This window comes from Leptothermofonsia sp. ETS-13, assembly GCF_049200465.1.
Classification (GTDB): Bacteria; Cyanobacteriota; Cyanobacteriia; order Leptolyngbyales; family Leptolyngbyaceae; genus Leptothermofonsia.
On the sequence record NZ_CP120836.1, the window covers coordinates 607086 to 632851 of the forward strand.

Sequence of the window (25766 nt, forward strand, 5' to 3'; positions counted from 1 at the left end):
CCTGGACATATTTAACCATCACGGGTCCAGGGGGCTTCGCACTCCTCGCCCGCCTCGATTAAGGACATGGGTATAAATCATGGTCGTCTTCACATCTTTGTGACCCAGTAATTCCTGCACCGTGCGAATATCATAGCCATTTTGTAACAAATGGGTTGCAAAACTGTGACGAAAGGTGTGGCACGTCACTCGTTTCTGGATCTTGGCTTGCCTCACAGCACTTCGCACGGCTCGTTGTATGCCGGTTTCATGTAGGTGATGCCGTCTTGTTACCCCACTTCGCGGATCATGGGATAAGCGATCAGCAGGAAATATGTACTGCCAAATCCATTGACGATCGGCATTGGGATACTTTCGCTCTAAAGCGAAGGGCAAGTACACCGAGCCATACCCTCTTTCCAAGTCTTGATTGTGCAACTGCCGCACTCCCTGCAAATGCACCTGCAGTGGTTCTATCACGCGACTTGACAGCATTGTCACCCGACTCTCCCTGCCTTTGGTATCGCGAATCAACAATTGACGCTGGGCAAAATCAATATCCTTCACTCGGAGTTGCAATCCCTCGCTGAGACGCAAACCACTGCCATAGAGCAGTTGTATCAGCAGCTTATACACCCCGTAGAGATGAGAGATGACTTGATGAACTTCCTCCGGCGTTAACACTGTGGGCAAGTAGCGCGATGGCTTTGCCCGCACCGCATTAATCCCAGCTAGCTCCTGCTGCAACACAACTCGGTAAAGGAAGATGATTGCGCTGAGAGCTTGATTCTGCGTGGATGCCGCGACATATTCGTTCACTGCCAAGTAGGTTAGGAATTGGGTTACTTCTGGCGTACCCATCTCACTGGGATGCCGTTTGTTGTGAAATAGGATGAAGCGGCGAATCCAGTGAACGTAAGTCTTCTCAGTACTGTAGGAATAATGTTTAACTCGCAGAGCATCGCGCACTTGGTCAAGCAGCTTTCGAGGACGTGATTCCATCGGCAGAAGAGTACCGTAGTATAAAAAGTGTAGCAACAGTATACCTGTTCTACTGAGTTACTAAGATAGATACACAGAATTTTGCTGTATATCCAGCCCATTTGGGGGAGATATCCAGCAAGGTTGCTGTTGATCTACCAGTTTTGGGGAAATATACAGTAGGCAATCTGTTTATCTACCCTATAGGGGGAGATATACTGATAAAGTTTGTATAATAAATTGTTATGCCGCTTAGTCCTTGGTTGGGACACAGCCGAAAGATTTTCTAGAGGTGTTGAGGATAGGGCACTATAGGGTTAGTGGTGCAAGGCTAAAGATGGTTGTTCAGGGGTATCAGCCATTGAGCATTAGTGTTATCTAGAACACAGTTTGAGCAATGAGTATTGAGGGGTTAATGCATTAGTTTGTAATGCTCCCGTATCACACGGTTTTCGTTTCATAACGCAATGTTGTAAAATAAGAAAAATTCGGCTTGCTAAGTGATTTTTTACACCCTCACCCTTGCGCTTATGTCAGAAGATTCCCAGCGTAATTCTGCTTTCAATGCTGCTGCGAGTTCAAAAGTTCACCACGCTCAACTAGATGATATCGGCAAGTACACACCAGAAAAGTTAGGACATCTGTACAGAGGTGGTATACGTACTGGTGCGGGGCGAACTGAAGCCCAAGCTCAACAAATGTTGGACAAAATTCCACCCTCTCAAAGGGCTGGAGTTGATGGTCAATCTGCTGCTGCTAAAGTCAAAGAATATTTAGCTGATAAGGATGCTAGTCATATAGAGCCCCACAGTAAAGGTGGCTCAAGTCATCCAGACAATATCAAATGGGAAAGTGAAACTGCTAATCGCGCTCGTGGCGATCAACACATGACACGCCAAGAGCAAAGACAACTCAATATCGAAGCACAAATTGATAATCTATGTGGAGCATTAAAAGCTGGTATCGAAGCTGCACCCAAAGGGGCGGTAATTGGTGCAGTAACGACGGCTCCTTTCTCTCTGCTCAGAAATGCGCTGCGAGTTGTACGAGGTGAAATGTCGGCTCAAGACGCTGCTCTAGAAACTGTAAAAGAAACCGCTATTGGTGGGGGCGTGGGAGCTGCGACAGCGTTCACAGTTACAACGGTTGCAGCCGCTTGTCCTCCTGTTGCCCTTGCACTAAGAGCTATGTCGCCAGTTTTACTCGCCGCTGGTCGTGCCGGAATGGTCTATGAGTTTTTCAAGATTCTTGATGACCACAAGCAACAAGTTAAAGAGTATTATGCATCTCTGACGCAGAGGGATCTGCAATATCTCCAGGATATTGAGAATGAACTTCTATATGAACACTCTAAGAATTTAGAGTTTCTGAATGCGTCTGAAGCATTAAATGCTGAGATTACGCACAGACCTATTGAGTCTGGTGTGGAAGGTGCATTAAAGCGATATCTTGAGTCTGCTGCAATTGCTAAATCGTTGGGAGCTACTCCAATCGGTAACAAACAGTTGCCCGGTTCCCAAAAATCTTTGCCCTCGGCTTAACAATTTCAGAATTGGTGAATACTTATGTTTTTTCTGCTTCCTTTAGTCGGTGCGGCAGTTGGTGCGGCAGTTGGTGCTCTTGTTACTCATGCTAGCGGTGAGAAAGATAGGCAATCAGCAGAGCATCATAGAAAAGTTGCTAATGATCTCACTAACGAATTCTCAAATTTAGAGAAAAGATATAACGAATATGCTGATAAAAGCAAGAGTCAAATCGATGAATTGACTAAGCAGCACGCTTTAGATGAAGCAGAGAAAGACCTTCTGCGCTTAGCTATCAGATTGCAGCAGAGCTTGTATATGCTTATGTGGGATATAGATAACAAGCCTACGTATGATGCTTTGTTAGATTTTGAACAAGCTGTTGAGGCAACTAACAGAGTTTTATCTGAGTTAGATGAGGAGACAATTCAAATCCCAAATAAATACTTTTCTCGCAATTTAAAAAGAGTTAAGAGACGTGAAAAACTCGCTGAAACAAAGCAGAAGAAAAGAGTAGCAGCGCAGCATAACAATTCTGGTGCAGCGGATTGACCGAAGCCGCTTGGGTGAGATGCAAAGATCTCGGCAACCGCTGACCAGAACCGTTAGACGCCATGACACACATGCGACACGGGACGATGGATGAATAGGCTGAAAGCACCAGGTATGCGGACGAGCTCGGCAGTATCGGTGCGTTGGCGCGCTCTCGCCGCCGACCTTGCGCCGCAACTTCCATTCGGCGATGAGAACATGGGGCGCCCCATCGTCCGTATTGAGCCTATGGCCGGCGCACGTGCAATCGAGGACGATTCATTCCCGTTCGAGGCACTGAGTGACATCGCGGAGATCGAGAGTTGGCGCAAGGAGATCAACCGCCCGACCACCCACATCCATAAATGGTGGGCGCAGCGTCTCGGGACCGTCTTCCGGGCGCTTACCATCGGCGCGTTCGCTCCCTCGGGCGCAGATGTGTTGGACCTGTTCTACAAACCGGTCCGCATTCCGGACGTGACGGTTTTGATCCGTTCATGGGCAGCGGCACGACGCTGGTCGAGACCGTCAAGTTGGGAGCGAACGCTATTGGTCGCGATATCAATCCGGTTGTCCACTTCCTCGTGAAATGCGCGCTATCCGTTTACGATCGCAAGGCCATCCTAGAAACCTATCGCGCCATTGAACGCGATGTGGCCGACGAAATCCGCAGCTACTATCGCGCCACATTGGCGGATGGCACCCAGGCTGACGTGCTCTACTTCTTCTGGGTCAAGGTGGTTGATTGCCCGGCCTGCGCGGCGCCCGTGGATTTGTTCGGATCGAGGATTCTCGCGCGCCACGCATATCCGAAGAAGGTTCCGCAGGCGCATGCCGTCTGCCCGCGTTGCGGTGGGATTAACAAGGTCCACGTCGAGGACCGCGATGCGCGGTGTTCGTCTTGCAAGAAGACGTTCGATCCCAACGCCGGCCCGGCCAAGGGTCAAAGTGCAACCTGTCCCTCCTGCAATCACAGTTTCCCGATTGCCAAGACAATCCGCGCGACGGGCAAGCCGCCTGCGCACCGAATGTACGCGAAGCTGGTCTTGCTGCAGGACGGCCGCAAGGCTTATCACCCCATCACCGATGAGGACCAGAATCTCTACGCGAAAGCAGAACACTCATTGGCCAAACACAAGAACGCGTATCCAGTTGTGGCCATTGAACCTGGTTACAACACCAATCAGGTGCTGGGCTACAACTATTGTTACTGGCATGAAATGTTTAACGCGCGCCAGCTTCTCTGTCTTGCGATTTTGGCCGACCGCATCCGCATCATTCCTGATCCGCTCCTGCGCGACCTGTTTACCTGCCTGTTCTCCGGCGCGCTGGAGTTCAACAACATGTTCGCCTCCTACAAGGGCGAGGGAACCGGGGCGGTGCGCCATATGTTTGCGCACCACATCCTGAAACCCGAGCGCGTACCGATCGAAGCGAATCTCTGGGGACACCCAAGAGCTCGGATCGTTCTCCACCATGTTCGAGGGTCGCATCCGCCGGGCGCTCGATTACGCCGATAATCCCTTCGAGCTGCGCTTGAACCAGGGCGGAAGGACAGAAAAGGTCTATGGCCTCAGTGAGAAAATCGGCGCCCCTTAGCCGACACCTACGGTGCTTTCGCGAAGGGGCGCGCGTCTATCTTTCCTGCGGGGATTCGGGATCGACCGACTTGCCCGATCAATCAGTGGACGCGGTCCTGACCGATCCTCCGTTCTTCGACAACGTGCATTACTCGCAGCTCGCTGACTTCTTCCACGTCTGGCAGCGGCACGTCCTAGGTGCGGCCGGATACAGAGAACCCGATACGACACGCTCGGACCGCGAAGTTCAGAACTCGGATGAAGGCGGATTTACCGACCGGCTTGCCGCCGTCTTACGCGAAGCGCACCGCGTCCTCAAGGACGATGGCTTGCTTGCTTTCACCTACCACCACTCGCGACCCGAGGGTGGCGCTGCGTGTTGCAGGCGCTGATGGAAGCCGGCTTCGCAATCAGCGCCGTGCATCCAATCAAGGCCGAAATGTCGGTCGCCATGCCCAAGCTCCAGGCCAAGGAGCCGATTGACCTCGACATCATCCTCGTATGCCGCAAGCGGTCGCGTATGAAGACGTACCGCTGGAACGGTGATCTTTGGGGAACCATCGCGCCGTCCGCGCGAGCGCAGGCCGAGCGGCTGCGCGCTTCGGGGCGCAGGCTCAGCCGGAACGACGTGCGCATCATCGTGATGGCGCAGCTCCTGCGGCAGATTTCACGTTCGCCAACGCTGGAATCCGCGCTGCGCCTTCTGGACACTGCCAACAGCGAGACGGAAACGCTGATCGACCGCATCCATGCGGCGGGCGTTGGAACATTTAAGAACAAGACTCATTCAACGAAGCGGACCTGATCGTGTCGAATGCCTCTGCCATCTTCAAAGCCTGTGTGCAGGCGATACAACGCGGCGAACTAATCGAGCGCGAGGGTCGCAGCGACAAGGAGTTTCACTTCCAGAACTGGTTCAAGCGGCGGCTGGAAACGGTGGGCCTGAACTTCGACTCGCCGGGCCGCAACTCATATCCGGATTTCCGGCTCGTGCGCTTCGCCGAAGGCTTCGAACTCAAGGGCTGGCCTATCCGGGCCGGGAGGCGGATTACGACTGCAACTCGCAGGTCCCGTGCGGCGAACATAACGGGCGGCAGGTTTACTACGTGTTCGGACGCTATCCGGTGAACCCAGACGGCAACCGTTATCCCGTTCTCGATCTCGTATTGTGTCACGGCAGCTTCCTGAACGCCGACAACACCTACGTTCACAAGAACAAGAGCTTCCGGGGCTTCGGCAGCTACGGCGACATTCTCGTACGTGACCGCAAGATGTATGTCGCGCCCACGCCCTTCGCACTGGCCGAAGGGACCGCCCATCGCCGCACACTCATCCTTCCCGAAGGCCATGAAGTTGATGCCGACTTGGTGGAGGTCGGTACGCTCATACGGCGTGAAGTCGATCAGGTCGTGGTCGCTTACAACTTCGATCTGCGCACGAACGAGATTGCCATCACCCACGTCCCGAATCCGAGGGCGGGCCGCGAGCACGTGTTCAAAGCCTACCGCGCCGCAGGCGACCCTATGGACGCTGTGGTCTTGCGCACACGTAGTCAGTTTCTTGCTGATATGGGTGCCGAAGCTGCAGAAGACGAATAACACGATGAAACTCCGTCCAGCAGCAGATCAAATGGTGAGCGGTCGGACACATCGGTAACAGATTAGTCCGGGGACATGGGTTACACCTTGTGGCGCTTTAATCTGCCATATTCATCCTCGATGCGCATGTGACGCTCATGGAGTCTCCCGAGCTTGAGCGCTCCGAAGTACACGTTCCAGATTCCGTCGTCGATCTCCTCGAGCCCCACGTATTCCCTGGCACAGACGACCGAGACGTTGACCCATTGCGAGTTCCAGCGTATCCCGCCGTTGGTGCTGACGTAGCGCACCTCGAAGCGATCGGGGTATTCGAGCGGCGGGAGTCTGCTCGGCATCTCGCGCGCCGAGGCCGTGTAGACACTCGCCGGGGTCTCCTGCTCGAGGGCTTCGTGGGGTCGTTCATGATTGAACTCCTCGCGAAAGCGGTTGAACTTCCTCTGTTGCGCTGGCAGGTTGCCGGCCGGGGCTTGTGGCCTCGGCCTTGAGGGTTCGGTGCATGCGTTCGTGGCGGCCGTTCTGCTGGGGCTTGCCGGGTTCGATGAGCTCCGGCAACACCCCAAGGCGTGCCCACCAGGCCGAGAGGCTGGAGAGCCGGGCGAGCGTGTTGGTGGCAAACGGCACCCCGTTGTCGGTGCGGATGCGCTTGGGGAGTCCGTATTCCTTGAACAGCCTCGTGAACACCGGCTTCGCCTCCCTCACTGCCGTGGTGTAGAGCGCCTGGCACCCCAGGAGGTAGCGGCTGAAGCCATCGGTGACTGTGAGCGGATAACAATACACCCCGTCGCCGGTCTTGAATTGCCCCTGAAATCGGCGCTCCAGACATCGTTCGGGGCGAGGATCGCGCTGGTGGGCTTGCCGGGGTGGCCGATGCGGCGCCGGTTGCGCTTCTTCGCCACCAACCCGTGGCGCTTCAGTATCTCGCAGACCGTGGAACGCCCGGGCAGCGCCCAGCGCGGGTGACGCTTGTGTACGACAGTCAATATCTTCTTCCGCCCCAGGAGGGATGGCGGCGGCGCACCTCGAGAAACGCCGAGACGATCTCGGGAGCTGTGGTGTTCGGCGAATGCCAGGGCCGGCGCGAACGCTCATCGAGACCGGCCGGGCCCTCATGCAGGTAACGATCGATCCACTTGTAGGCGGTCTTGCGTGAGACGCCGTATAGCTCGCAGAGCTCGGTAACGTTCAGCGTCTCGCGCAAATAGTCGGCGATGAATTGGGTACGTTGGTCCATGGGTGAGACCTCTCCAGGGCATGGGGCACCTCCTTGCGGTGCCCGTGAGTGTGATAGAGACTGTTACCCATGTCCCCGGACGAAAGTGTTACCTATGTGTCTGGACCGTACCTGGGGCGTCTAACAACCGGTTGCAGCGGACGGCGTTCCGCCGCCGCTGAACCGGAGCGTTATACGGCGCGGAACCGAAGTACTATACTTTTTCGCTTATGGAACTGTAACTCTCTTGCACTCATTCACTGCAATACGGTAGTTGTTTAGGAGTCAAGGCTATGGCGCGAATCATCAATCATCGTTTCCGAAAAGATGGAGCATGGTTTGGAGAAAGCGGAACATTTTTGTACGAGGTGACTACTGGAAACAATAGGCGATTTGACAGATCTACGTTGAATATTAGCCAAGGGAGGCAAGGCTGTTATATGAGTCAGAGCAAAATATTACAGGCGATTTGCGATTCCTTATCAAGTGGTCATATGGAGCGGGTGGAAAAGCTGATTTTACATTTCGCGCATTTGATGAGGCACTCCTGACGGCATCACTGTATCAACTCGATCAATCTGTTCTAGAGTTCAAAAGCATAATGGTTCCTTTCTGGGTGATTCAGGTATGGATACCGTTAGGCTCGCAATTCCTTCAGGTTTCGAAGTCTCAAGTGCTCGAGTTGTTGCCATAAGTGGCAGGGCTAATATTATCAACTCACCTCAACTTCCTGGCGTAACTAACACGGCAAATGTTCAAGTTGCCTGGAAATATGATATGGGTGGCAAAGTTGAGTATTTTATATGTATTAACGCGATTGCTCGAGGTCTTGCGGCATCGATTTCTAATCTTGTCATTACCCCAAATCCTGCGATCGCTGGAAGTGCAATAACTGGAACTGCAAACGTAAGAAATTCAGGCTCAGTTCCTATTAACTCTCTCACTGTCTCAATCCAAGTAAAAGCATTAACCCTAGAAGATGTTTCTCCGGTAATTCTCAATAGCTTACCTGATGACACTCGCACTCAAGAAGTATTAAATGATACGCGATCAGTTAATCTGTTGCCAGGTCAACAAATTACTGAAGACCTAAATCTTACAATTCCAAATCTCCAAATCGCCTTCCAGCACCTGGCAATCCTAGTTCAGCAGGTACTTATAAAGTATTTACAACCATATTGGCAGGAGGTGTCGAATTAAGTCAAATAGTTTTGAACCATTGACAATTGTCAAACCTCCGGAAGCATAAGAAAAGGGACAGAGGAGGCGCATATTTTTGATCAAGGAGAACTGCATCCATGCGAAATAGCGGTGCGATAATCGGTTATTTTCTAGGATCTATAACTATTGTCCTACTTTTTGGTCATGTTTTCTATCGGTTCAATACCGCAGCTTAATGTTCTCTTTCTTTTCTGTGGAGGATTGCTTGGCTGGATTTTAGGAATACTCATAACACCAACTTCAGATGTTGAGAGGACAAAATTTTCGGAATTCGGTAAAGCAATTGCTACTTTTCTAACTGGCTTCCTTGTTGCCAAGATAGAAAGAATTTTTGAACTCGCAGTTCAAGATAGGAGTGACATATCAGATGTTTTTGTTGGACGTTCCTTATTGTTCATTACCTCTTTTTATTAGGTGTCCTGTTCACTTTTATCTGGCGTTCTTACGTTGCCTCTCAAAAGTAATTCAAAGCGGTTGCCGTATAACAATTCGCTTGGAGCGGACTGCCGAGATATCTTAGTGAATTGCAAACGTTACTTGCAACCGCTCAAGCGAACCGTTATGCCGCTTAGTCCTCGGTAGGGGCGTGACCGCTATCTCATTGGCTAGGGTTAAGCTTTATGCTGTCGTCAGTGTTCAATTAGCTAGTATTTCCATGCTGACGGTAGGGAAAACCGTACTTGAATATGTGGGCGCTGTATAAAAGTACGAGTATACTAGCGATCAATCTTTAAGGCGTTAAAAGTTGAACTATGCCAAATTGCTCATACTGTGATGTTCTAATTGACGAGGCTTATAATTTCTGCGTTAGTTGTGAGCAGCAGGTCAAGTGTTTGGTATGCGGCAGTTACCTAATTAAGGATAAGAGTAAGTGTCTTAAGTGCGGTACTTCTTTAAGTGTGTCCCAGACTGTTGCCGCTCCTATGAACAATTTTTCATTGGAGGAAGAACAAACAGAAAGTAACTACTCAAGAAAACTAAATCTATCGTTCACCGATACTGCAATCGATAAGGTTGCATCTGTCTTGGGTGGCTACGTTCCGTTTAATCCCCTAAAAGTCCAAAGCCAATCGCACGTCCCCAGCAGCTTGCTTTGCCTTTCTCGTCAGCCTCGACAGATGATGACCGCTTCGGTCAATCGGAGGAACTGATAGAAGAATCAATAGAAACTGCATCAGAAAGTGTTTTAGATGGGAACTCACCTTCAAGCTACTTTGAGAAAGATGAGCAAGGCTTTCTTGTATCAACTACTCCCGACTATAAAGGAAAAATAAGAAGCTTCAGCAACAAAGATTTAGCTTACTGTATGTGTGGGCTTATAACTCTATTTGTGGTGAGGCTGTTCCTCATAAGGACATTTAAACCAAGCCGCTAGAATTAATGGAGTTTACGATAAAATTACTCAAAACATTTGACTGAAGTAGTCAAGCGCTTTTTCATTAAGTCTGATGGAACCTTTAAACTTAATCCAGGAGGTCGCTCTGAAGTAAATAAGATCTTAAGTGAAATGCAAGATATGGATTTAAGTGGTCTTGAATATTGGAACTCAACTCGCAAGAATACAAGCCGGGGATCTCGTATAACAAAGGAAGATACTCAGAAAATTGATCAATGGATTCAACTTCCGTCTAAATTCGAGCATTTTGATGTCAGAACTTTGGGCACTGCTTATAAATACGCTTTACTCGCTTTATATGATATTACTAAAGAGTTAAAAGTACAGGATGCTGTGAAGCCAGGAACAGCTTATGAATATCTTGTTAAGCGATATAAAACTATTTCAGTTAGCAAAGATAGCTTTTCAAAATCTTTGACTAATACTAGAGACTACAGGAAATATTTTAGCCGAACGTCTGAAGGGCTATATTATCTCTCCCTGAAGCTGAGAAACTAGCAGAAGGGTGGCTCAACCAGAATAACGAACAAAGTTCTTAAGAATTATGAGTGTTCAAAGATCTCAGCTTGAGACAGCCCTATCTACACAATTTCCACAGGAAGTTTTTACCGCATTGCTTGATGAGTATCAACATATTAAGCAACAGTTTTTTCTGAGAAAGTTTCAACCAGCAGAGCTAAATGCTGCCGATTCAGTGAATGTGTTTTGCGTCTAATTGAGTTCTTAGATACAGGCAACTACACTCCTTTGGGAAGCAATTAAATACACAAAATATCATAAATCGTGTTTCTAACAATACTGGTTTACCAGAGGGTATTCGTTTTTCATTCCTCAACTCACAAGAGTTCTTCTTGATATCAGAAACAAAAGAAATGTTGCTCATGTTGGTGGAGAAGTAAGTCCTAATTATTCTGATTCTCTGTTTGTCTCTCATTCTACAGACTGGATTTTGTTGAGCTTATTCGCAACTATCATACAAATAGTATTGATGAAGCAAGAAAATAGTTGAAAGCATTAATGAAACCAAGATTCCTGTGATAGCAGAAATAGGAAGATTTGTACGGGTTCAAAACACAAAACTCAAAGCCGATCAAAAGACTTTACTTATTCTGTATTACAAACAGCCAGATAAAGTTAGTGATGCGGACTTGATTAGATGGATTAAATATTCAAACGCTAGTAGATACCGAACTGAGATTTTAAAGTTATTAGATGATAAGGCTTTAATTCACTATGAAAATGGGTCTTGTACACTTCTTCCTAAAGGAATTGTTTATGTTGAGAAAAATATCAGTCCTGAATTGATCGTATGATTTTTCTGATTTACTCGTCTGCTTCATTCAAAACATCTTCATAAAGTTGGCTGCTGATTCGGAAATTTGCTTGACTTGTCAAATCCTCCATTATAGGTTTAACTGCCTCGATTAAATTTTGGCGTTTTGCTAACAGCAGAATTCCCAGAACACAAGTGATCTTTAGACCCAAATCTTTCGCCGCTTGTCTACCTAAACGCTCGTCGATTAATAATCGGCTTGCTTCCACTTCAACAGCAAGTGCAATTGCCTCCGCTTCACCGATATTAACGCGGGTTCTTAACTCAGAAATCAATTGTTGATTTTGTACTGAATGAATTTCCAGCCAAGTTGCTGATTGAACTGCTGTAACCACAGTTTCTCCGGCTCTTTCATCCAGCAATTCTTCACGCACCGCATATGGAATCAAAATTCTTCCATAAATTTTTTGCATTAGGCTTAATTGTCCAACTTTGCCAGGTTTGAAATTGGTGAGGTATTACTTACTATGATCACAGCTAATCCGCATCCTATAGAGTATCAATGTCATCTTGAAACTCAGCGACATCATAATGGACACAGATATCTCGATCTGCCAACAATTTTGAAATTGCATCCGATGCAGTCCTACTAACTCACTCGCTTTTCCCAAACTAATTTTGTCTTGTCGGAACAACATAAGCACAATCTCCAGAAATAGCTCGTTTTCTGAAAAGCCACTGGCTCTTACTAGGTCGTCTGAAATCACCAAACTCATGCTTTTTCCTCCAACTATTAAATCTTCTGCTTAGATCGTAGCAGCCAAAGTAAAAACAGGTTAAGCTCTTGACATTTCTAGCTCTTGCAGCGGCGCGGCATAACACTGCGTTGGTGCGGACGGTACAGAGGTTATCGGTGAGAGTTCCAAGTTATCTGCCGCCGCACAACTTCACCGTTCGCCAGAAACCTTTGATGCACAACACACACACTAACGACCATTTTGATCTCGCTCGTTTCGTTCTGGCCCAGGACGGTACCTTTCATACCGCATTGTCGGAGATCAAGAGCGGGCTAAAGCGTCACACTGGATGTGGTACATCTTCCCTCAGCTTCGCGGTCTGGGTCACAGTTCGATGGCCAAGAAATACGGCATCACGGGTTTAGATGAGGCCTATGCTTATCTCACACATGATGTGCTTGGGCCACGCCTGATCACAATTTGCGATGCCGCGCTGGCCGTCGACGGACGATCTGCAACTGAGATTTTTGGCACACCGGATGACATGAAGCTCCGATCTTGCGCGACGCTTTTTGCTCAGGTTTCAAATGCCAATTCCGTATTCCAAAAGATCATTGACAAGTACTTTGATGGAAAGAGTGATCGACGAACTCTTGAGTTACTGAATCAAAACTGATTACACCGCTGCCAGCCGACCTGTTCTGCCGAAGAATGGCGAACCAAGTGGTGCACCCGAGCCCGCGAGCCGAGCGCTTTGGGATGGACAATCGTCCGCGCGGGCCGGGTGACCACAAGCGTTAGACCGCGCATTCAAAGCGATCGGAGCGATCGGTTTTGATGTAGAATCTTGGTGTTGAATTGAGAAGATATTTATAGAATGAAGTACTCGAAAACGATTTTTGCAGTAACATTAGCAATTGCTTCTTTGGGGATCACTGTATCTGCCAAAGCAGATACAGTGACTGCTCGCTGTGATGTTTTTCCAAGAGGAGAAGACCGCGCCACCTCTTCTGGTCTTTGTACCTTTTCGCAGCGTCAGGGATTCGTTAGCATTGAACTTCAAGATGGTAGACGCTATGAATTGAGTCCTGTAGGGGATCAACCCGGAAACTATCTCGATCAAAACGGTCGTGCGGCTTATCGGCAGTCTGGGATGGGCGACGGGGGGCATATTTACCGCCTCGCTACTGAATCAATCTTCGTTTACTGGGATACAACCCCTTACAAGGAAGAACCTCAGAATGCCCAAGCCAGTAACGTGCAAGTTGGCGATCCAGTACCCGGACTACAGGATTTGGTAGGAGCCAGAGCTGGACAGGCAGAAGATGTTGTCATCCAGCGGGGCTATGAGTTTGTCAAGTCGGAGCCTTCAGGTGATTCCGTGTATGGCTATTGGCGCGAGACTAGAACAAACTCCTGTGCCGTCATCCGCACCGCAGACGGGCGCTATAAATCGATTGTCTATGGGTTAGAAACCAGTTGCGATAACTAGTTTTTCATTGAGGTTTCCTTCATCCCCTAACCCTTTCTTCATAACCGATGATATTGACTGATATCTCCAAAATTCTCATAGAGTCTTAATACGGTCAAACTCTGCGAGGAAGTCAAGGTCTAACAATCCCGTTGCACACCGACTGTACAGAGTCTCTGTGTTGAGTCCAAGAGATTGCTAGCAGCGGGTGAACGGGGTTGTTAGCTGGCTTCGCACCAAGGTGTTGCACTCGTACTTGAATGTTATCGGTGAGTGCGAGATCTCCCAGGAAGCCGTCAATTGTGTGATTTATTTGAGTAGGCTGTGATGTCTCAAAGCAGGTAGGAAATGGTGAAAATGGTGAAGGGTAATCGGTGACGCGCTCCAGCTAACGCATCACTAGAGAGGCTTGAGAGGCGATCGCAAAATTCCTTTAGACTCCTCTCCCGCTAAGGGGTTTTCTGAGAAAATAGAACTGTAGACTCTATCAAAACCCAGGGTGAGGGGTATGGCGGAACCAAAACGGATCGGGTTACAGGAAGCGATCGCGGCATTGCGAACAGAGTACAGAGTTAATTGAATCGATTGTCGCCTCGCAGGGAGAGCGCCTGCGGTTTGAGGTGGGAGAGATCACGATGGAGTTCCAGATCGAAGTGGAACGCAGTGCCAAGGCGAAAGGGGGCATCAAGTTCTGGGTCGTTGAGTTGGGGGGAGGTGGAACGGCTAGAGATAAGAATGTGCATAAAGTAGTGATTCCGCTTAAACCCGTTGACATTCGCGGTGGAAGTGACAACCCTGGATCAATTTTCACTGGGAGTAACGAAGTGCCGGAGTAATACATATGTCTATCCGCGAGTTTCAACCCAGTCGGGCAGTTGAGGTTATTGTCATCAGAGACACCAGGGACAACTCCAAAGACAGTTGCGGCTCTGGCTATCGCATCGGCGGTCGGCTGGTACTCACGGCGGCTCATTTGCTAGATAATGTGGGTTCTTACTGTCAGGTAAGAGATAAACGAAGAAGCTTTGGCAAACAAAAAGCCCAGGTTGTTTGGAAAGCCAAATGCTTAGACCTTGCTTTGATCGAACTACCAGAGGGTGTTGAAGGCGTTGAGGCAATTACACTGGGCAAATTGCCGGAAGGCAAAACAGGCGAAAAGATAGCATTTCAAATGTATGGCTATCCTGGATGGGGATGGACTCAACGAGGACAGGGTTCTGCTGCAAGCGGACTCCAAGTTGAGGGCACTATTTATCTGGCAGATACCTCTCCAGATAGTCTATTAGTGCTGAGAATTTATGAGAATTTAGCATCTGAATATTCAGAGGCAAGGGTTATCCAAGCAATCAAGGCGAATTCACAAGAACCCAAATCTGAATGGCGAGGGATGTCCGGGGCAGCAGTTATTTGCGATGGTTTGGTAGTTGCGGTGCAGACGCGCCACCCACGACCAATGCAGCCCAACCACGTTGAGGCGACTCCTGTTGGGACAGTCTACGCTGATGAGCAATGGCGGCAGTTGCTCAAGGAGTATGGCATTAATCCTGAGCCAGAGATCGTCCATTTAGTATCCCTTGAGGGGCAAGCTGAAACTGATTTTCAACCCTATTTACAAGCCATCCTTGCCAATGAGGATTATCGGGAGTGGCAAGTCCTTTATACCCCAATAACGGTGGAAGATCGGCGGCAAATGCCAGCACATGACATTGCTTCCATTTCCCAACGTCGGTTTCCATCACGTTTGAAGTTGCGAGCGGAGATGGTGAAGCCCGACAAGCGGGAGCAGGGCGATCGCCCCGATGGGGTGCCGAAACTGCAAGAGCGGGTTGAGCAATGGGATGTGTTGGCAGGGCTACGAAACTATGCGGCGGAGCATGTGGTACTGATCGGCAAACCCGGATCGGGGAAGTCAACCTCGTTGGAACGGTTGCTCTGGGAAGAGGCAGAGAAGGCGCTACACGATTCAGATGCTCGAATTCCCGTGCTGGTGAAGTTGCGACGCTGTACCGGAACAATTGAAGGACTGATTCAAGATTTCCTGGTGGGTCACCAGGTCACCCTGGAGATTGCCCAGATTGAGGAATTGTTGCGCCAGGGTAGATTCCTGGTATTGCTGGATGGCTTGAACGAGTTACCAAAAACCTTCGAGACAGAGGTTGCCAATTTCCGCGATCGCTATCGTCTCACCACACCAATGATCGTTTCAACGCGAGATTTGGGTGGGGGTGGCACCTTGGGCATTGAGAAAACGCTCAACATGCTGCCCCTGAAGGAACCACAAATACGCGAGTTTGTGCAGGGGTATCTGGGAGAGGAAGGCGATCGGCTATTTCAGCAACTTCAGGGAGACAGACTCCGCAAGTTTGCCGAAACACCATTATTATTATGGATGCTCTGTCGGGTATTCGCTCACAATGGCAAGGTTCCTGACAATCTAGGACTCGCATTTCGGGAGTTTGCCCGACTCTATGATCAAAATATACAATCCGATACTCCCGTTGATTCTAGAGACCAGTGGCATAAACTGCTGCGTCATCTGGCGTTTGTCATGATGCAGGGAAAAAGCTCGATCGATCTTCAGCTATCTATCCCCAGGGAGGAAGCAGAAGACTGTTTAACAACATATTTGCAGCAAACAGATCGGTCAAATTCTAGAGAGTGTGCCGAACACTGGCTCAAGGATCTACTGAAATATCACTTGATCCAACCCGTTATTCAACCCAACTTTGAAGAACATCTTGAGTTCTGTCACCAACTGATTCAAGAATATTACGCAGCAGAATACATCCTCAAGATCTTGCCAAACCTGACTGATGAACAACTGAAGCAAGATTATCTTAACTACCTGAAGTGGCAAGAATCCATTTCCCTCATGCTAGGTCTAATCGATGAAGCTCAAGCATTGCGCTTCGTGAAGTTAGGCTTAGAGGTATCCCCCATTTTGGGCAGTATCTTGGCAGGGAAAGTGCTGAATCGGTTTCAAACACAGGCGGTCGAGATTCTACTAGACTTGGGCTTACCAGATCATGTTCTTGCCAATCTTTTGGGTGAGACTCATTCTAATGCAGCCATTCCAGTTTTGGAAAAATTTCTCAAAGGTGGAAGTTGGCAAACAAGAGATCGGTTAACAGTCAAGACAGCGATTTCTGCGCTAAAACTCATTGGAACAGAAGCAACCATACCCGTTCTGGAAGAAGCACTGCAATGCTATGGCGATGAGGATATTGTAGAAGCCCTTGCAAGTATTGGATCTAAGTCTGCATTTGAAAAACTACTTCATTTAGAGAAACACCCAGACAAAGATATTCGGAGTTGTGTTGCTCATGAATTAGGTCAATTTAAATCTGAACAAGCTATAAATGTTCTGAATAATTTACTAAAGGACGAGGAGTCATTCGTTAATGCTCGCGCTGTTGACACCTTAAAGAAAATTGGTACTGACTCAGCTTTAGCCCTCCTAGTCCAGGCGGTTCAAGATCGGAGTAACCCTTCACGGATGTTTGCCATTCATGCATTGGGAGAAGTTGCGTCAGAAGTTTATGTACCTATTCTGATTAGGGAACTTCAAGATCAGGACATATATGCCCGTTGGGCTATTATTAAAGCCTTAGAAAATATTGGATCAGAAGAGGCTATAGCAACTTTGCATCAGATCGCTTCAAAAGATCCTGACTTGTCTTGTCGTGAGTCTGCAAGTAATGCTTTGCAAAGATTGGGAAACAATGTACCTCCACCCGAAATAGCGATCGATGATTCAACTTTCGAGGGGCTTTTTCCACCTGATAGATCTGATACCTGTTGCTCTACTATCGAAAAGGATTGGGGAATTCTCATTGACAAAGCAGAACCTATCCTAATTCACATACTAAGAGAAGGCATCACCGCTTTAGAAAATTCTGGCTATTATCGATCATCTGGTTCAATTGATGATTTGCATACAGACTTTATAAACTCTTTCAACTCAGATAGTGAAGCGCGACGAATTGCAGCTATGGCATTAGAGAGGATAGGCTCTCCAGAGAATTTATCTCAACTTTGGCAATTGCAAAAGGGAAATAACAATTTAAATCTATTATCGACTATCGCAGCAATTAACGATCGCTGTGGATATTTCAATCATGAGATTTTTGCCATTCAAAGAGAAAAGCTAAGACAGCAATCTGAAGAGGAAAGAGTGATGGCTGATCCCACGAATGAAGGAATTCATATCACTCATCATTACGAAGTCAATGCCGAAGTCTTTCAAGTTGTTGAAAACAATGCTGGCAAGGTCATTGGCAAAGAACCACTGAATTTGAACGAAAAAGGAGATTGATCGTGTTAACCATCCAAATTCCCCCAGAGCTTGAACAGCAACTTTCCCAACTAGCGGCTCAACTCAATGTCCCTCTGGAAACCTTCATCCTTCAGTCTCTTCAGCAAATCGTCGCTCCAGATCGCGACGACACCCCCAAAGCCGAAGTCCTCTCTGGGATCTACCGCGCCCTCGCAGATGTGAAAGCAGGACGCATCAGTCCTGTAGAAACTCTGTGGGACGATGACAGCAATGACTGAATCTCCATATATCCAGGTTTTCATTGCCGACGCATTCAAACGGGAAGCCCGCACTCTCAAAAAACGCTATCGAAACATTGAATCCGACCTACAAACCCTGATCGAGCAACTGCAAAGTGGAGATCTTCCTGGCGATCGCATCCCTGGCTTTGCTGATTATGTTGTCTACAAAGTCCGTGTCAAAAACAGCGACATTCGCAAAGGTAAAAGTGGTGGTTACCGTGTCATTTACCAAAGCCTGACCTCAACTAGCGTCGTCCTCCTCTACCTCTACGCCAAATCAGACCAAGACGATGTGACTGTAGACGAAATTTGCACCATTATCGAAAAATTCCACGCTGACACAGAAGCCACTTAACCCCAAGCAAACCTGATGTCTGAACCCTCTAAATACACCATCCACACCCAATCCAGCCAAATCATTGAGCATAATGCTGGCACCGTCATTGGTCTCCAAAACAGCTACGCCACGAACCCTGAAGTGGAAGGGGCTATTGCTGACCTGCAAGCCCTCCTGATCCAACTCCAGACTCAACATCCCCAGATCACCACCGAAGCCGAAGCCTTACTCATCATTGATGCCGAATTCACTGAAATCAAGCAATCCCCGAGTAGTAAGCTAGCAACCCTGCGCCAACAGATCCTCAATCCTGAACGCCACGCCCAAGCCATTAAAGCTACCCTGGGCGAAGTCGTCAAGCACTACCTCGAAGACAGCGTATGGGCAAAAGCGACCCTGACCTATCTCGATAAAATGAGCGAAACCCCCAATCAAGGAGTCTAAATCATGCAAAGCACCATTCCCTTATCTGTTGAGACTTAAATGCAACCCAGAGTACTCAGCAAGAAAAAGCCGCCTAACATAGGCCCTGAGGGAGACGGAGTCAACAGTCAACTGTGAAAAGATACCGAGTAAATTGATGCACAGACTCAAAACGCAGCAGACCATAAGCCATCCTAAAGCTGGCTAAATTGCATTCAATATTTCATTCCTAAATACGTTCCATTCGTTGAACTGTCGTGTGTCTTTTAGCGTGACTTAAGCCGTAGAATTGCCGCACTCACCTGCTGTAGTAGTCATTTCAACTGGGCTTTGGACTAGCATCGCCGCTAACGGCGACCTCTTCCGCTGGAGCGCTGCCAGATAGCGGTCTTCGTCATAGGGCACTCGGTCTTGCCAGCAGCGCCAGAGAATTCGTCCCCACTTATACGCCAGAGCGCGAATCGCTTTGGGATGACTTTTTGCCCGATCGCCGCTGCTGCTGATAGAACGCATTGGCCCACGATGAGTGTCGCCGCGACTGGTCAGCCCACTCCACAAAGGACTGCCGCAGAAACTTTGGACAACTCCAGCGCCAGTGCGTCCAGCGTTTCTTGCCACTCTCTTCTTTGACCGGTGCAATGCCGATATAGCTCATAAACGCCTGGGCGTTGCCGAAGCGACTGCGGTCATCACCAAAGGCAACCAGCAATCGAGGGGCTAAATGGGGGGGCCTGCTCCTGGTAAAGCCTCGAAAAACGCCGCATCTGGCAAAGACTGAAACAACTGCTCAATCGTTTGATTCAACTCATCGAGTCGATGCAAGAGTGCCTTGAGTTGAATCACCAGCGTTTGCACCAGCCATTGCATCGGTTTGACGATGCCTGGGTCTTCTGTCAGCGGGGTACCAGCGGTTTGAATCTGGTGAATGCGCCGTTCAATGGCGCTATGGCGAATGACTCGATGAGACTGGAAGAACTGAGTCAATTCCTCAGCCGAGGCAGCTTGGGCGCAGTGGAGATCAGGGTATTGAGTCATAAAGTCGCAAAACACTTGAGTATCTTTATCCTCAAACCAATCCAGCACTTGGGGGGTAGAAGTTCTTCAGCGCAGCGGTCATACGATTGGTCAACCGCACCTTCTCGCCCACCAGCATGCGGCGAGATTCACTCCACTGCCGCAAGGCTCGCAGTTCACAAGATGCGGGTTGCCACGGAGGAATCTTGTCAGGATGCTTGAGCAGCAGCTCAATTAGAATTTGAGCATCCACGGGGTCTGATTTTGCGCGTGAGGGCTGAAAGGCTCGCCGATAGTTGGAGACTGTGCGCGGATTGATGGGAAACAGCACTAGGTTTTCGTACTGGCACAGTGCGTAAATCAGGGGTCCTCGCTTTTGCTCCAGACAGATGGCGATTGGGTCATTGCCGTATCGCTGTTGCAAGGTCGCAACCCAATTGGCAATCTCTTGCGGTTGAGTGCCGATCACGCTGTATTCTCGCTGTGCGCTCGGGGTCATACAGACAGATGTCGTGTTTACGATCTGACCAGTCGATGCCGATGTAGGCGACAAAGGTTCTTTCCATCAGCTAAGTTGGGGATAGTTTGTTGTCAGGAACTGGGCTGCCTGCTTCTGAGCGAAGAGATTATGGAAGGTGTGAAAACCACGCAATCCCTGAGAATTCGTTAAAGGAAGCCGGTCAGGGTTGAGGCGAGGCAATATGTTAGTAGACATCCGGCTGTCTGACGTTGGATGGTCGTCCTCAATCCCTAGCCCAGTCTCTTTTCCTAATTACCATTTCTCTGGCTCTTAGCGAGCTGCATGAGAGGAGCGAAGCAATATGTTAGTAGACATCTGCCGGTCGCTCACTGCATGGTCGTCTCCTCTCTTGCGCTGTTCCGTCTCCCCATAATCGCCTCTGAGGCGGAAGGAGTCCAATGGAGTCCCTCCACTTGCTGATGACATGACTCGCCAAGCTTTGCTTGATCTCGCCAATGCTCACTTGCTCATTGTCTAAAAGCGGTAATAATCCATCTGTTCTGCCCAGTTTTCACTGATTTGCCGAATGTTGACTGACTAATGCTCACCAATTGCCTCGTATAATGCTGCCCCTTCCTCCCTGGTTCACTTTCCCAGCAAAAATCGAGGCGGGGATAGCCAGAATAGTTCACTGTTGGCAATTGGAGAGCCAGCCTCTGGCAGGGTCAGTCCAATCACGCCTGCTTTTTTGAGGATAAAAGCACCTTTGGGTTTACCCCACACGAGGGTTTCTGCCCATTCGCTCAGGTCAGGTTCGTGACCAACCAAAGCCAGGTTGCTTTTTCCTGACTGCCGCCACGTCTGCAACCAGTCTATCCAGGCATCGATATCACCACCGGGGGCAAGATAACCCGCCTCTTCCAGGGATTGAGCCAATCCAGCTTCTAGCAAGATTTCTGCCGTTTGCTTTGCTCGCACCAGGGGACTGGTCAGGATCAGGTCAAACTGAACGTCAAGCTCAGCCAGCCGTCTGGCAATTTGCCGGGTCTTTTTCTTACCTTCACTCGTCAAAGGGCGTTCGTCATCATTGGCATAGGTACCCCGCTCTCCGGCTAATCCATGACGAATGATGTACAGGTCGAGAGTGGCCATTGTAAGGGTAGGGGGTTAGGGGTCAGGAGGTAGAAGCCAGGAGCTAACAGCGAATAGCCTGCTAATTCATTCCATTGGGAAAGTGCTGTTCTGGGTTCACCAGACGGAGGAGTTTTTGCTTCACCTGGGTGTCAAAAACGGTCCACTTCATCTTGGCGTATTCGGAGCTTTCGGTGAAGCCGGAGAGAAAGCCAAGGGGAATTTCAAAGCCACCTGCTTGCGATCGCCCACCACCAAAGAACCGGCCCTGAGTGTCTTGCCCGAAGGCTTCTTTGATAAATTCATCAGGATCAAGGGTGATTTTGTTGGTTCGGAGGGAGCCGACGACTACTTCCAGATCTTCGTCTTCATCGTGGACAATGCCATAGACCACTGCCGTGTGGACATTTTCTTCGGTGACCAGGAAATCAGCCGCCTGGGGGATAGCATCCCGATCATCGTAGCGCAGATAACCAACCCCAGCAATGGAGAAGTTGTTTTGCACGATGCGGTTTTTGAGCGATCGTTCAATCACATCCATCACCTGGCGGGAGCGGGAGGATTGAAGCACCGCATTGAGTAACTGCGCATCGTAATAGCGACTCAGATAAGCCGCTGCCAGAAAGTCTTCTTCCTGTGCCTGCCTGAGGGCATTGGTGTCAGACCGTAACCCATGCATAAGCGAGGTAGCACATTTCACGTGCTCACTCGAATTGCTATCCAGCTTCAGCAACCCCGCCTGCAAATACTGGGTCAGGATAGTCGCTGTGGCACGAGTATAGGGGCGAATGTCCACAAACTCAGCTTTGATGCCTTCCTGCATACTGTGATGGTCAATGACAACCGTGATTGGAATTCCAGCCTGAAGTAAGGGCGGTACGAGACCACAGGTAGTTCCCTGGTTATCAACTAATGCGCATCCCTGATAAACCGAAAGGTCACGGCTCTTTAGAGTAGGGAGGGCCCAACGCTGCACAGGTAAGCTCATCAGCTTAACAAGCGCAATATTTTCCTGGTGGCTGAGGGTGCCTGCGTAGACGATGTCGCACTGGATGTCGAATTTTTGAGCAATGAGTTTGTAGGCCCAGCCTGAAGACAGAGCATCGGGATCGGGAAAGTCCTGTAAAACCACAATCTGCCGTTCTCCCCGGTGTTTATCCAAAGTTTGGCGCAGCGCTTCTACCTTTTGGCTCTGCTCCAGGGAACGGGGAACTTCATAACCAAACGGCTGTGCTTGAAAGCTCTCTGTCTGTTGGACGGACTTTGCCACTGGCTTAATTGCGGTCGAGTCAAGGGTGATGGAGGAGGAATGGGTACTACTGACCTGGCTGGCCTCTGAGACAGTTAGCAAACTATCAAGGGATGTTAGCGAATTTTGCATACTTGTATTAAAAAGGTAAGTGCGGCAGATTTTTACCTGATCGCAGCCTAATTATCTGGTAAAAGCCAACACTTAGATGCGATAAAGTGATTCTTTGATCTTCGCAAAAAAAACCAAAAACGTCATAAGCCTAAAAAGGTACTTCAAAGGAAGTGGGGAATCGGGGTCAGACAACAGAGAGCAGGCACGCCAAGGGTTGCAATCAATAGTCTGCGGTAGTGGGCAGACCGAAACAAAACCCTCCGCGATCGCATACAGAGAGTTACACACCAATCACATATTTACGCCATTCTTGATTGACACCGTTTTTAAGATGTTTCGTCACTTCGAAGTAAAGCCCACTGTAAGGTTTTCGAGGGGGAATCTGGAGGGTCATACCAGCTTCCTTGGGAGTACGGTTCCCTTTCTTGACATTACAACGCACACAAGCCGTTACAATATTTTCCCAGGTATCGTTGCCACCTCGTGATCTAGGCACTACATGATCAAGTGTGAGTTCATCCCCTGTATAGCCACAATATTGGCAGGAGTGGCTATCTCGATGCAGCAGGTTACGACGCGTCAGGGGAATTTCTTTGTAGGGTACCCGGACATAGTGACGCAGCCGAATAACCGTAGGAAGTGGAAAGCCAGAGTAAACGTACTTGCCGTTGTGTTCAACCTGCTCTGCTTTGCCCTTAATTAGCAAGATGACAGCCCTACGCCAGCTCGTAATGTTGAGGGGTTCGTAAGAGGCATTGAGCACCAGAACCTTGCCCATTATGATTCAGTTGAAACAAGAGTTTTACAGATGGTAACACAGGTGGTATGGAAAGGATCGAGAAAGGCGAAAGATCCCCCCATATTTTTAAAGTCTAACGGTATTCCCACACCCTGATTTTCTAATCAGCCCTTAGCATTTAATTTTGTCTTTTCACTTTCCGTTTCTGCGTCGCCAAGCCGGGTGATGTCGTCTTCACCCAGGTACTCTCCATTTTGAACTTCGATCATCACGAGGGGAATGACTCCTGGATTTTCGACCCGATGGGGGGTACAGGTGGGGACATAGGTAGACTGCTTCTGAACCAGGATGGTTTCTTTGCCATCGCAAATGACCTTGGCCGTCCCCGATACTACGATCCAATGTTCACTGCGGTGATAGTGCATCTGGGTGCTGATGTGATGACCAGGCAAAAGCTCAATCCGGTTAATCCGATAGTGATCGCTCTCTTCCAGGAGCGTCACTGTACCCCAGGGACGAACTCTCACTGTATCCGCATCCGGCGGTTGGGTGTGAGGAAGGTCGCGATTGTCAATTAAGTCGCCCATCATTTCATCTACCAACGCTACTCCTCTATCATGCAGGATCTTCAAAGCCAGCCCAAGACTGAGGCAGAGATGAGAGGGAAGAAAAAAGAAAGAAGAAGGCAACCTGGGAGTATGAGAGTTTTGAGTTTTGAATTTCTGCCTCCCCACTCTCTATTCCCAACTCCTAACTTCTAGCTCCTAAATTTTGGTGTCTTTCCTCCTTCTTTTCTCTTTCCCCTTTCTTCTTTCTTCTTTCTTCTTTCTTCTTTCCTCTTCCTGTTTCCCATTCCCATTGCCAGGATCTACAGACGACTCTCTACCAGAGTGCAGGAATTTGCTGTTGGGGGGGTTGGGTTTCAGTGGGGGGAACACTTTCAATCACGGATGGAACGGACGATGGAGGAACAACTGGCTGGGCAACGACTGGACAGCCGACCGAGGGACAACCATTGATGAGACAGCTGGGTGGAACGGGAATGGTTCGCAATGACTGGCAGAAGGAGCTGGGCAGGTCAAATACCCGGATAATCGGACCACTCGCCATTTGACGGGCGAGCACTTCCCGATACAAATTGTTCACCGATCTGCCATCCCGACTGATTTCATTCTCAGGAAACCCTCCAATACCAATTAGCAAGTCAACCTGCCTGGGAAAACTGCGGTTTTTAAAAAAGTCGCGATCGTGATCGAAGAAAGCATCATCAAAGGCTTCTTCAATGCTGTTGCGAAACTCTAAGGGAGCGCGGCTTCTAACGGGTACAGGGGCAGGACTAATCAGAATCTCTTGGGCGGTGACAGATGAAACTCCAAGGATAGAAAGGAAAGAAACAGTCAGCCCGGCGATTGCGTTCCTACGAATTATTCTCATGGGATCACTCCTCATTTTTTGGATTGGGGGTTGTCTCTTTTTAAGACTAAGATCGGGACTGGTAGAATATCTGGCTATCCTCTAGAGTCTACCCAAACCACAGATTTAGCCTTTATCAATTTTACTGAGTTTGCCCAAAAAAATGACAGAAATTCGTCAATCGTTAACTGATTTCAGTGACTCAATTGCAACCTTAGATTGGCTGACTTTGCGACAGAAATTATTAGATCTATTCTGTCAGGTTGCTTACCAGGAAGGAGATTTTTTCCTCTCTTCCGGTCAGCGGAGTTCCTATTACATCAACGGTAAGCAAGTGACACTTCATGCCTGGGGTGGGCTGGCAGTTGGACGCATTTTGTTGCCTCTCTTAACACCTGAAACTCAGGCCGTTGCTGGATTAACACTGGGTGCAGACCCGATTGTGACCGCAGTTAATGTGGTTGCCGCCTATGAGGGGCGATCACTCCCCGCCCTGATTATTCGCAAAGAAGCCAAAGGCCACGGCACCCGCGCCTACATCGAAGGCCCCCTCCTGCCCGAAGGAAGTACCATCACGGTTCTGGAAGATGTGGTAACGACTGGAAGTTCAGCCTTGAAAGCCGCTGAACGCCTACAGCAGGCGGGTTATTGTGTCAATGGAATTATCGCTCTGGTTGATCGCCACCAGGGCGGAGCCAAACTTTATCAACAAGCTGGAATTCCTTTCCAATCCGTCTTTTCAATTCAGGACATTCAGCAGCGGTGGAGGGAGATAGGGTAGAGAGGTGGGTGGATGAGTGGATGAGTTGTAAGTTCTCACCTCACCCCT

The 25766-nt window shown here is 49.0% G+C and carries 37 protein-coding genes; 21 read left to right on the top strand and 16 right to left on the bottom strand.

The window, feature by feature from the left end:
• Positions 1-18 precede the first annotated feature (18 nt).
• Entirely contained in the window at positions 19-981 is a 963-nt protein-coding gene (locus P4D80_RS02785; protein ID WP_421657327.1) for an integron integrase, read from the bottom strand.
• A gap of 509 nt (positions 982-1490) precedes the next feature.
• Between P4D80_RS02785 and P4D80_RS02790 the strand changes: the two genes are divergently transcribed.
• The 6 genes from P4D80_RS02790 to P4D80_RS02815 all read left to right on the top strand — a co-directional run bounded on the left by P4D80_RS02790 (position 1491) and on the right by P4D80_RS02815 (position 6192).
• On the top strand, positions 1491-2501 hold the full coding sequence (locus P4D80_RS02790; protein WP_421657328.1) for a hypothetical protein: 1011 nt from the start codon (positions 1491-1493) through the stop codon (positions 2499-2501).
• 24 nt (positions 2502-2525) lie between these two features.
• A complete protein-coding gene (locus P4D80_RS02795; RefSeq protein ID WP_421657329.1) occupies positions 2526-3035 on the top strand; it encodes a hypothetical protein in 510 nt (169 codons plus the stop codon).
• Between the two features lie 476 nt (positions 3036-3511).
• The gene (locus P4D80_RS02800) at positions 3512-4534 is read left to right on the top strand and encodes a hypothetical protein (protein ID WP_421657330.1); all 1023 of its coding nucleotides are present in this window, start codon (positions 3512-3514) and stop codon (positions 4532-4534) included.
• A gap of 436 nt (positions 4535-4970) precedes the next feature.
• Positions 4971-5399: a hypothetical protein gene (locus tag P4D80_RS02805; RefSeq protein ID WP_421657331.1), complete on the top strand. Its 429-nt coding sequence runs from the start codon at positions 4971-4973 to the stop codon at positions 5397-5399.
• 2 nt (positions 5400-5401) lie between these two features.
• Positions 5402-5722: a hypothetical protein gene (locus P4D80_RS02810; RefSeq protein ID WP_421657332.1), complete on the top strand. Its 321-nt coding sequence runs from the start codon at positions 5402-5404 to the stop codon at positions 5720-5722.
• On the top strand, positions 5701-6192 hold the full coding sequence (locus tag P4D80_RS02815) for a hypothetical protein (RefSeq protein WP_421657333.1): 492 nt from the start codon (positions 5701-5703) through the stop codon (positions 6190-6192). The genes P4D80_RS02810 and P4D80_RS02815 overlap by 22 nt, the downstream gene beginning before the upstream one ends.
• An 80-nt stretch (positions 6193-6272) precedes the next feature.
• On the opposite strand, the gene P4D80_RS02820 is transcribed toward P4D80_RS02815, so the two are convergent.
• The 3 genes from P4D80_RS02820 to P4D80_RS02830 form a co-directional block, all read right to left on the bottom strand.
• Positions 6273-6527 carry a hypothetical protein gene (locus P4D80_RS02820; RefSeq protein WP_421657334.1) on the bottom strand — a complete coding sequence of 85 codons (255 nt, stop codon included), beginning with the start codon at positions 6525-6527 and terminating at the stop codon, positions 6273-6275.
• 64 nt (positions 6528-6591) lie between these two features.
• A complete protein-coding gene (locus P4D80_RS02825) occupies positions 6592-6969 on the bottom strand; it encodes a DDE-type integrase/transposase/recombinase (protein WP_421657335.1) in 378 nt (125 codons plus the stop codon).
• A gap of 199 nt (positions 6970-7168) precedes the next feature.
• Positions 7169-7423, bottom strand: coding sequence for a helix-turn-helix domain-containing protein (locus tag P4D80_RS02830; protein WP_421657336.1), 255 nt, complete (start codon positions 7421-7423; stop codon positions 7169-7171).
• A 69-nt stretch (positions 7424-7492) separates the two neighbouring features.
• Between P4D80_RS02830 and P4D80_RS02835 the strand changes: the two genes are divergently transcribed.
• The 6 genes from P4D80_RS02835 to P4D80_RS02860 all read left to right on the top strand — a co-directional run bounded on the left by P4D80_RS02835 (position 7493) and on the right by P4D80_RS02860 (position 11332).
• Positions 7493-7684 carry a hypothetical protein gene (locus tag P4D80_RS02835; protein ID WP_421657337.1) on the top strand — a complete coding sequence of 64 codons (192 nt, stop codon included), beginning with the start codon at positions 7493-7495 and terminating at the stop codon, positions 7682-7684.
• A gap of 345 nt (positions 7685-8029) precedes the next feature.
• On the top strand, positions 8030-8602 hold the full coding sequence (locus P4D80_RS02840) for a hypothetical protein (protein WP_421657338.1): 573 nt from the start codon (positions 8030-8032) through the stop codon (positions 8600-8602).
• Between the two features lie 147 nt (positions 8603-8749).
• Positions 8750-9037 (top strand): hypothetical protein, encoded by a 288-nt coding sequence (locus P4D80_RS02845; RefSeq protein WP_421657339.1) that lies wholly within the window; start codon positions 8750-8752, stop codon positions 9035-9037.
• A gap of 997 nt (positions 9038-10034) precedes the next feature.
• Entirely contained in the window at positions 10035-10517 is a 483-nt protein-coding gene (locus P4D80_RS02850; protein ID WP_421657340.1) for a hypothetical protein, read from the top strand.
• A 46-nt stretch (positions 10518-10563) separates the two neighbouring features.
• On the top strand, positions 10564-10734 hold the full coding sequence (locus tag P4D80_RS02855) for a hypothetical protein (protein WP_421657341.1): 171 nt from the start codon (positions 10564-10566) through the stop codon (positions 10732-10734).
• Positions 10735-11053: 319 nt separating this feature from the next.
• On the top strand, positions 11054-11332 hold the full coding sequence (locus P4D80_RS02860) for a hypothetical protein (RefSeq protein WP_421657342.1): 279 nt from the start codon (positions 11054-11056) through the stop codon (positions 11330-11332).
• A 10-nt stretch (positions 11333-11342) separates the two neighbouring features.
• On the opposite strand, the gene P4D80_RS02865 is transcribed toward P4D80_RS02860, so the two are convergent.
• The gene (locus tag P4D80_RS02865; protein WP_421657343.1) at positions 11343-11765 is read right to left on the bottom strand and encodes a DUF3368 domain-containing protein; all 423 of its coding nucleotides are present in this window, start codon (positions 11763-11765) and stop codon (positions 11343-11345) included.
• Between the two features lie 45 nt (positions 11766-11810).
• Positions 11811-12068 carry a UPF0175 family protein gene (locus P4D80_RS02870; protein ID WP_421657344.1) on the bottom strand — a complete coding sequence of 86 codons (258 nt, stop codon included), beginning with the start codon at positions 12066-12068 and terminating at the stop codon, positions 11811-11813.
• A 137-nt stretch (positions 12069-12205) separates the two neighbouring features.
• On the opposite strand from P4D80_RS02870, the gene P4D80_RS02875 reads away from it, so the two are divergent.
• The 8 genes from P4D80_RS02875 to P4D80_RS02910 all read left to right on the top strand — a co-directional run bounded on the left by P4D80_RS02875 (position 12206) and on the right by P4D80_RS02910 (position 18838).
• Positions 12206-12454, top strand: coding sequence for a hypothetical protein (locus P4D80_RS02875; RefSeq protein WP_421659621.1), 249 nt, complete (start codon positions 12206-12208; stop codon positions 12452-12454).
• Positions 12379-12705 carry a DUF1810 domain-containing protein gene (locus P4D80_RS02880; RefSeq protein WP_421657345.1) on the top strand — a complete coding sequence of 109 codons (327 nt, stop codon included), beginning with the start codon at positions 12379-12381 and terminating at the stop codon, positions 12703-12705. The genes P4D80_RS02875 and P4D80_RS02880 overlap by 76 nt, the downstream gene beginning before the upstream one ends.
• 201 nt (positions 12706-12906) lie before the next feature.
• Positions 12907-13521 (top strand): hypothetical protein, encoded by a 615-nt coding sequence (locus tag P4D80_RS02885; RefSeq protein ID WP_421657346.1) that lies wholly within the window; start codon positions 12907-12909, stop codon positions 13519-13521.
• 554 nt (positions 13522-14075) lie between these two features.
• Complete coding sequence (locus P4D80_RS02890) at positions 14076-14336, top strand: trypco2 family protein (protein WP_421659475.1); 261 nt, start codon at positions 14076-14078, stop codon at positions 14334-14336.
• Between the two features lie 5 nt (positions 14337-14341).
• On the top strand, positions 14342-17815 hold the full coding sequence (locus tag P4D80_RS02895) for a HEAT repeat domain-containing protein (RefSeq protein ID WP_421657347.1): 3474 nt from the start codon (positions 14342-14344) through the stop codon (positions 17813-17815).
• Between the two features lie 2 nt (positions 17816-17817).
• Complete coding sequence (locus P4D80_RS02900; RefSeq protein ID WP_421657348.1) at positions 17818-18054, top strand: hypothetical protein; 237 nt, start codon at positions 17818-17820, stop codon at positions 18052-18054.
• A complete protein-coding gene (locus tag P4D80_RS02905; protein WP_421657349.1) occupies positions 18047-18412 on the top strand; it encodes a type II toxin-antitoxin system RelE/ParE family toxin in 366 nt (121 codons plus the stop codon). Before P4D80_RS02900 ends, P4D80_RS02905 begins: the two co-directional genes overlap by 8 nt.
• Before the next feature lie 15 nt (positions 18413-18427).
• Positions 18428-18838 carry a hypothetical protein gene (locus tag P4D80_RS02910; protein WP_421657350.1) on the top strand — a complete coding sequence of 137 codons (411 nt, stop codon included), beginning with the start codon at positions 18428-18430 and terminating at the stop codon, positions 18836-18838.
• A gap of 255 nt (positions 18839-19093) precedes the next feature.
• On the opposite strand, the gene P4D80_RS02915 is transcribed toward P4D80_RS02910, so the two are convergent.
• The 10 genes from P4D80_RS02915 to P4D80_RS02960 all read right to left on the bottom strand — a co-directional run bounded on the left by P4D80_RS02915 (position 19094) and on the right by P4D80_RS02960 (position 24958).
• Complete coding sequence (locus tag P4D80_RS02915; protein WP_421659622.1) at positions 19094-19330, bottom strand: hypothetical protein; 237 nt, start codon at positions 19328-19330, stop codon at positions 19094-19096.
• Positions 19260-19526, bottom strand: a complete 267-nt coding sequence (locus P4D80_RS02920) for a transposase (protein ID WP_421657351.1) — start codon at positions 19524-19526, stop codon at positions 19260-19262. Before P4D80_RS02920 ends, P4D80_RS02915 begins: the two co-directional genes overlap by 71 nt.
• 8 nt (positions 19527-19534) lie before the next feature.
• On the bottom strand, positions 19535-19852 hold the full coding sequence (locus P4D80_RS02925) for a hypothetical protein (protein WP_421657352.1): 318 nt from the start codon (positions 19850-19852) through the stop codon (positions 19535-19537).
• A 31-nt stretch (positions 19853-19883) separates the two neighbouring features.
• Entirely contained in the window at positions 19884-20330 is a 447-nt protein-coding gene (locus P4D80_RS02930; RefSeq protein WP_421657353.1) for an IS110 family transposase, read from the bottom strand.
• A 66-nt stretch (positions 20331-20396) separates the two neighbouring features.
• The gene (locus P4D80_RS02935; RefSeq protein ID WP_421655398.1) at positions 20397-20546 is read right to left on the bottom strand and encodes a hypothetical protein; all 150 of its coding nucleotides are present in this window, start codon (positions 20544-20546) and stop codon (positions 20397-20399) included.
• 390 nt (positions 20547-20936) lie between these two features.
• Entirely contained in the window at positions 20937-21443 is a 507-nt protein-coding gene (sixA, locus tag P4D80_RS02940; RefSeq protein ID WP_421657354.1) for a phosphohistidine phosphatase SixA, read from the bottom strand.
• Between the two features lie 61 nt (positions 21444-21504).
• Positions 21505-22803, bottom strand: a complete 1299-nt coding sequence (locus P4D80_RS02945) for a DHH family phosphoesterase (protein ID WP_421657355.1) — start codon at positions 22801-22803, stop codon at positions 21505-21507.
• Between the two features lie 262 nt (positions 22804-23065).
• A complete protein-coding gene (locus tag P4D80_RS02950) occupies positions 23066-23563 on the bottom strand; it encodes an HNH endonuclease (RefSeq protein WP_421657356.1) in 498 nt (165 codons plus the stop codon).
• Positions 23564-23688: 125 nt separating this feature from the next.
• Positions 23689-24114 carry a phosphomannose isomerase type II C-terminal cupin domain gene (locus P4D80_RS02955; RefSeq protein WP_421659476.1) on the bottom strand — a complete coding sequence of 142 codons (426 nt, stop codon included), beginning with the start codon at positions 24112-24114 and terminating at the stop codon, positions 23689-23691.
• Between the two features lie 292 nt (positions 24115-24406).
• Positions 24407-24958, bottom strand: coding sequence for a hypothetical protein (locus P4D80_RS02960; RefSeq protein ID WP_421657357.1), 552 nt, complete (start codon positions 24956-24958; stop codon positions 24407-24409).
• Positions 24959-25100: 142 nt separating this feature from the next.
• Between P4D80_RS02960 and pyrE the strand changes: the two genes are divergently transcribed.
• Positions 25101-25718 carry an orotate phosphoribosyltransferase gene (gene pyrE, locus P4D80_RS02965; RefSeq protein WP_421657358.1) on the top strand — a complete coding sequence of 206 codons (618 nt, stop codon included), beginning with the start codon at positions 25101-25103 and terminating at the stop codon, positions 25716-25718.
• Positions 25719-25766: the final 48 nt, after the last annotated feature.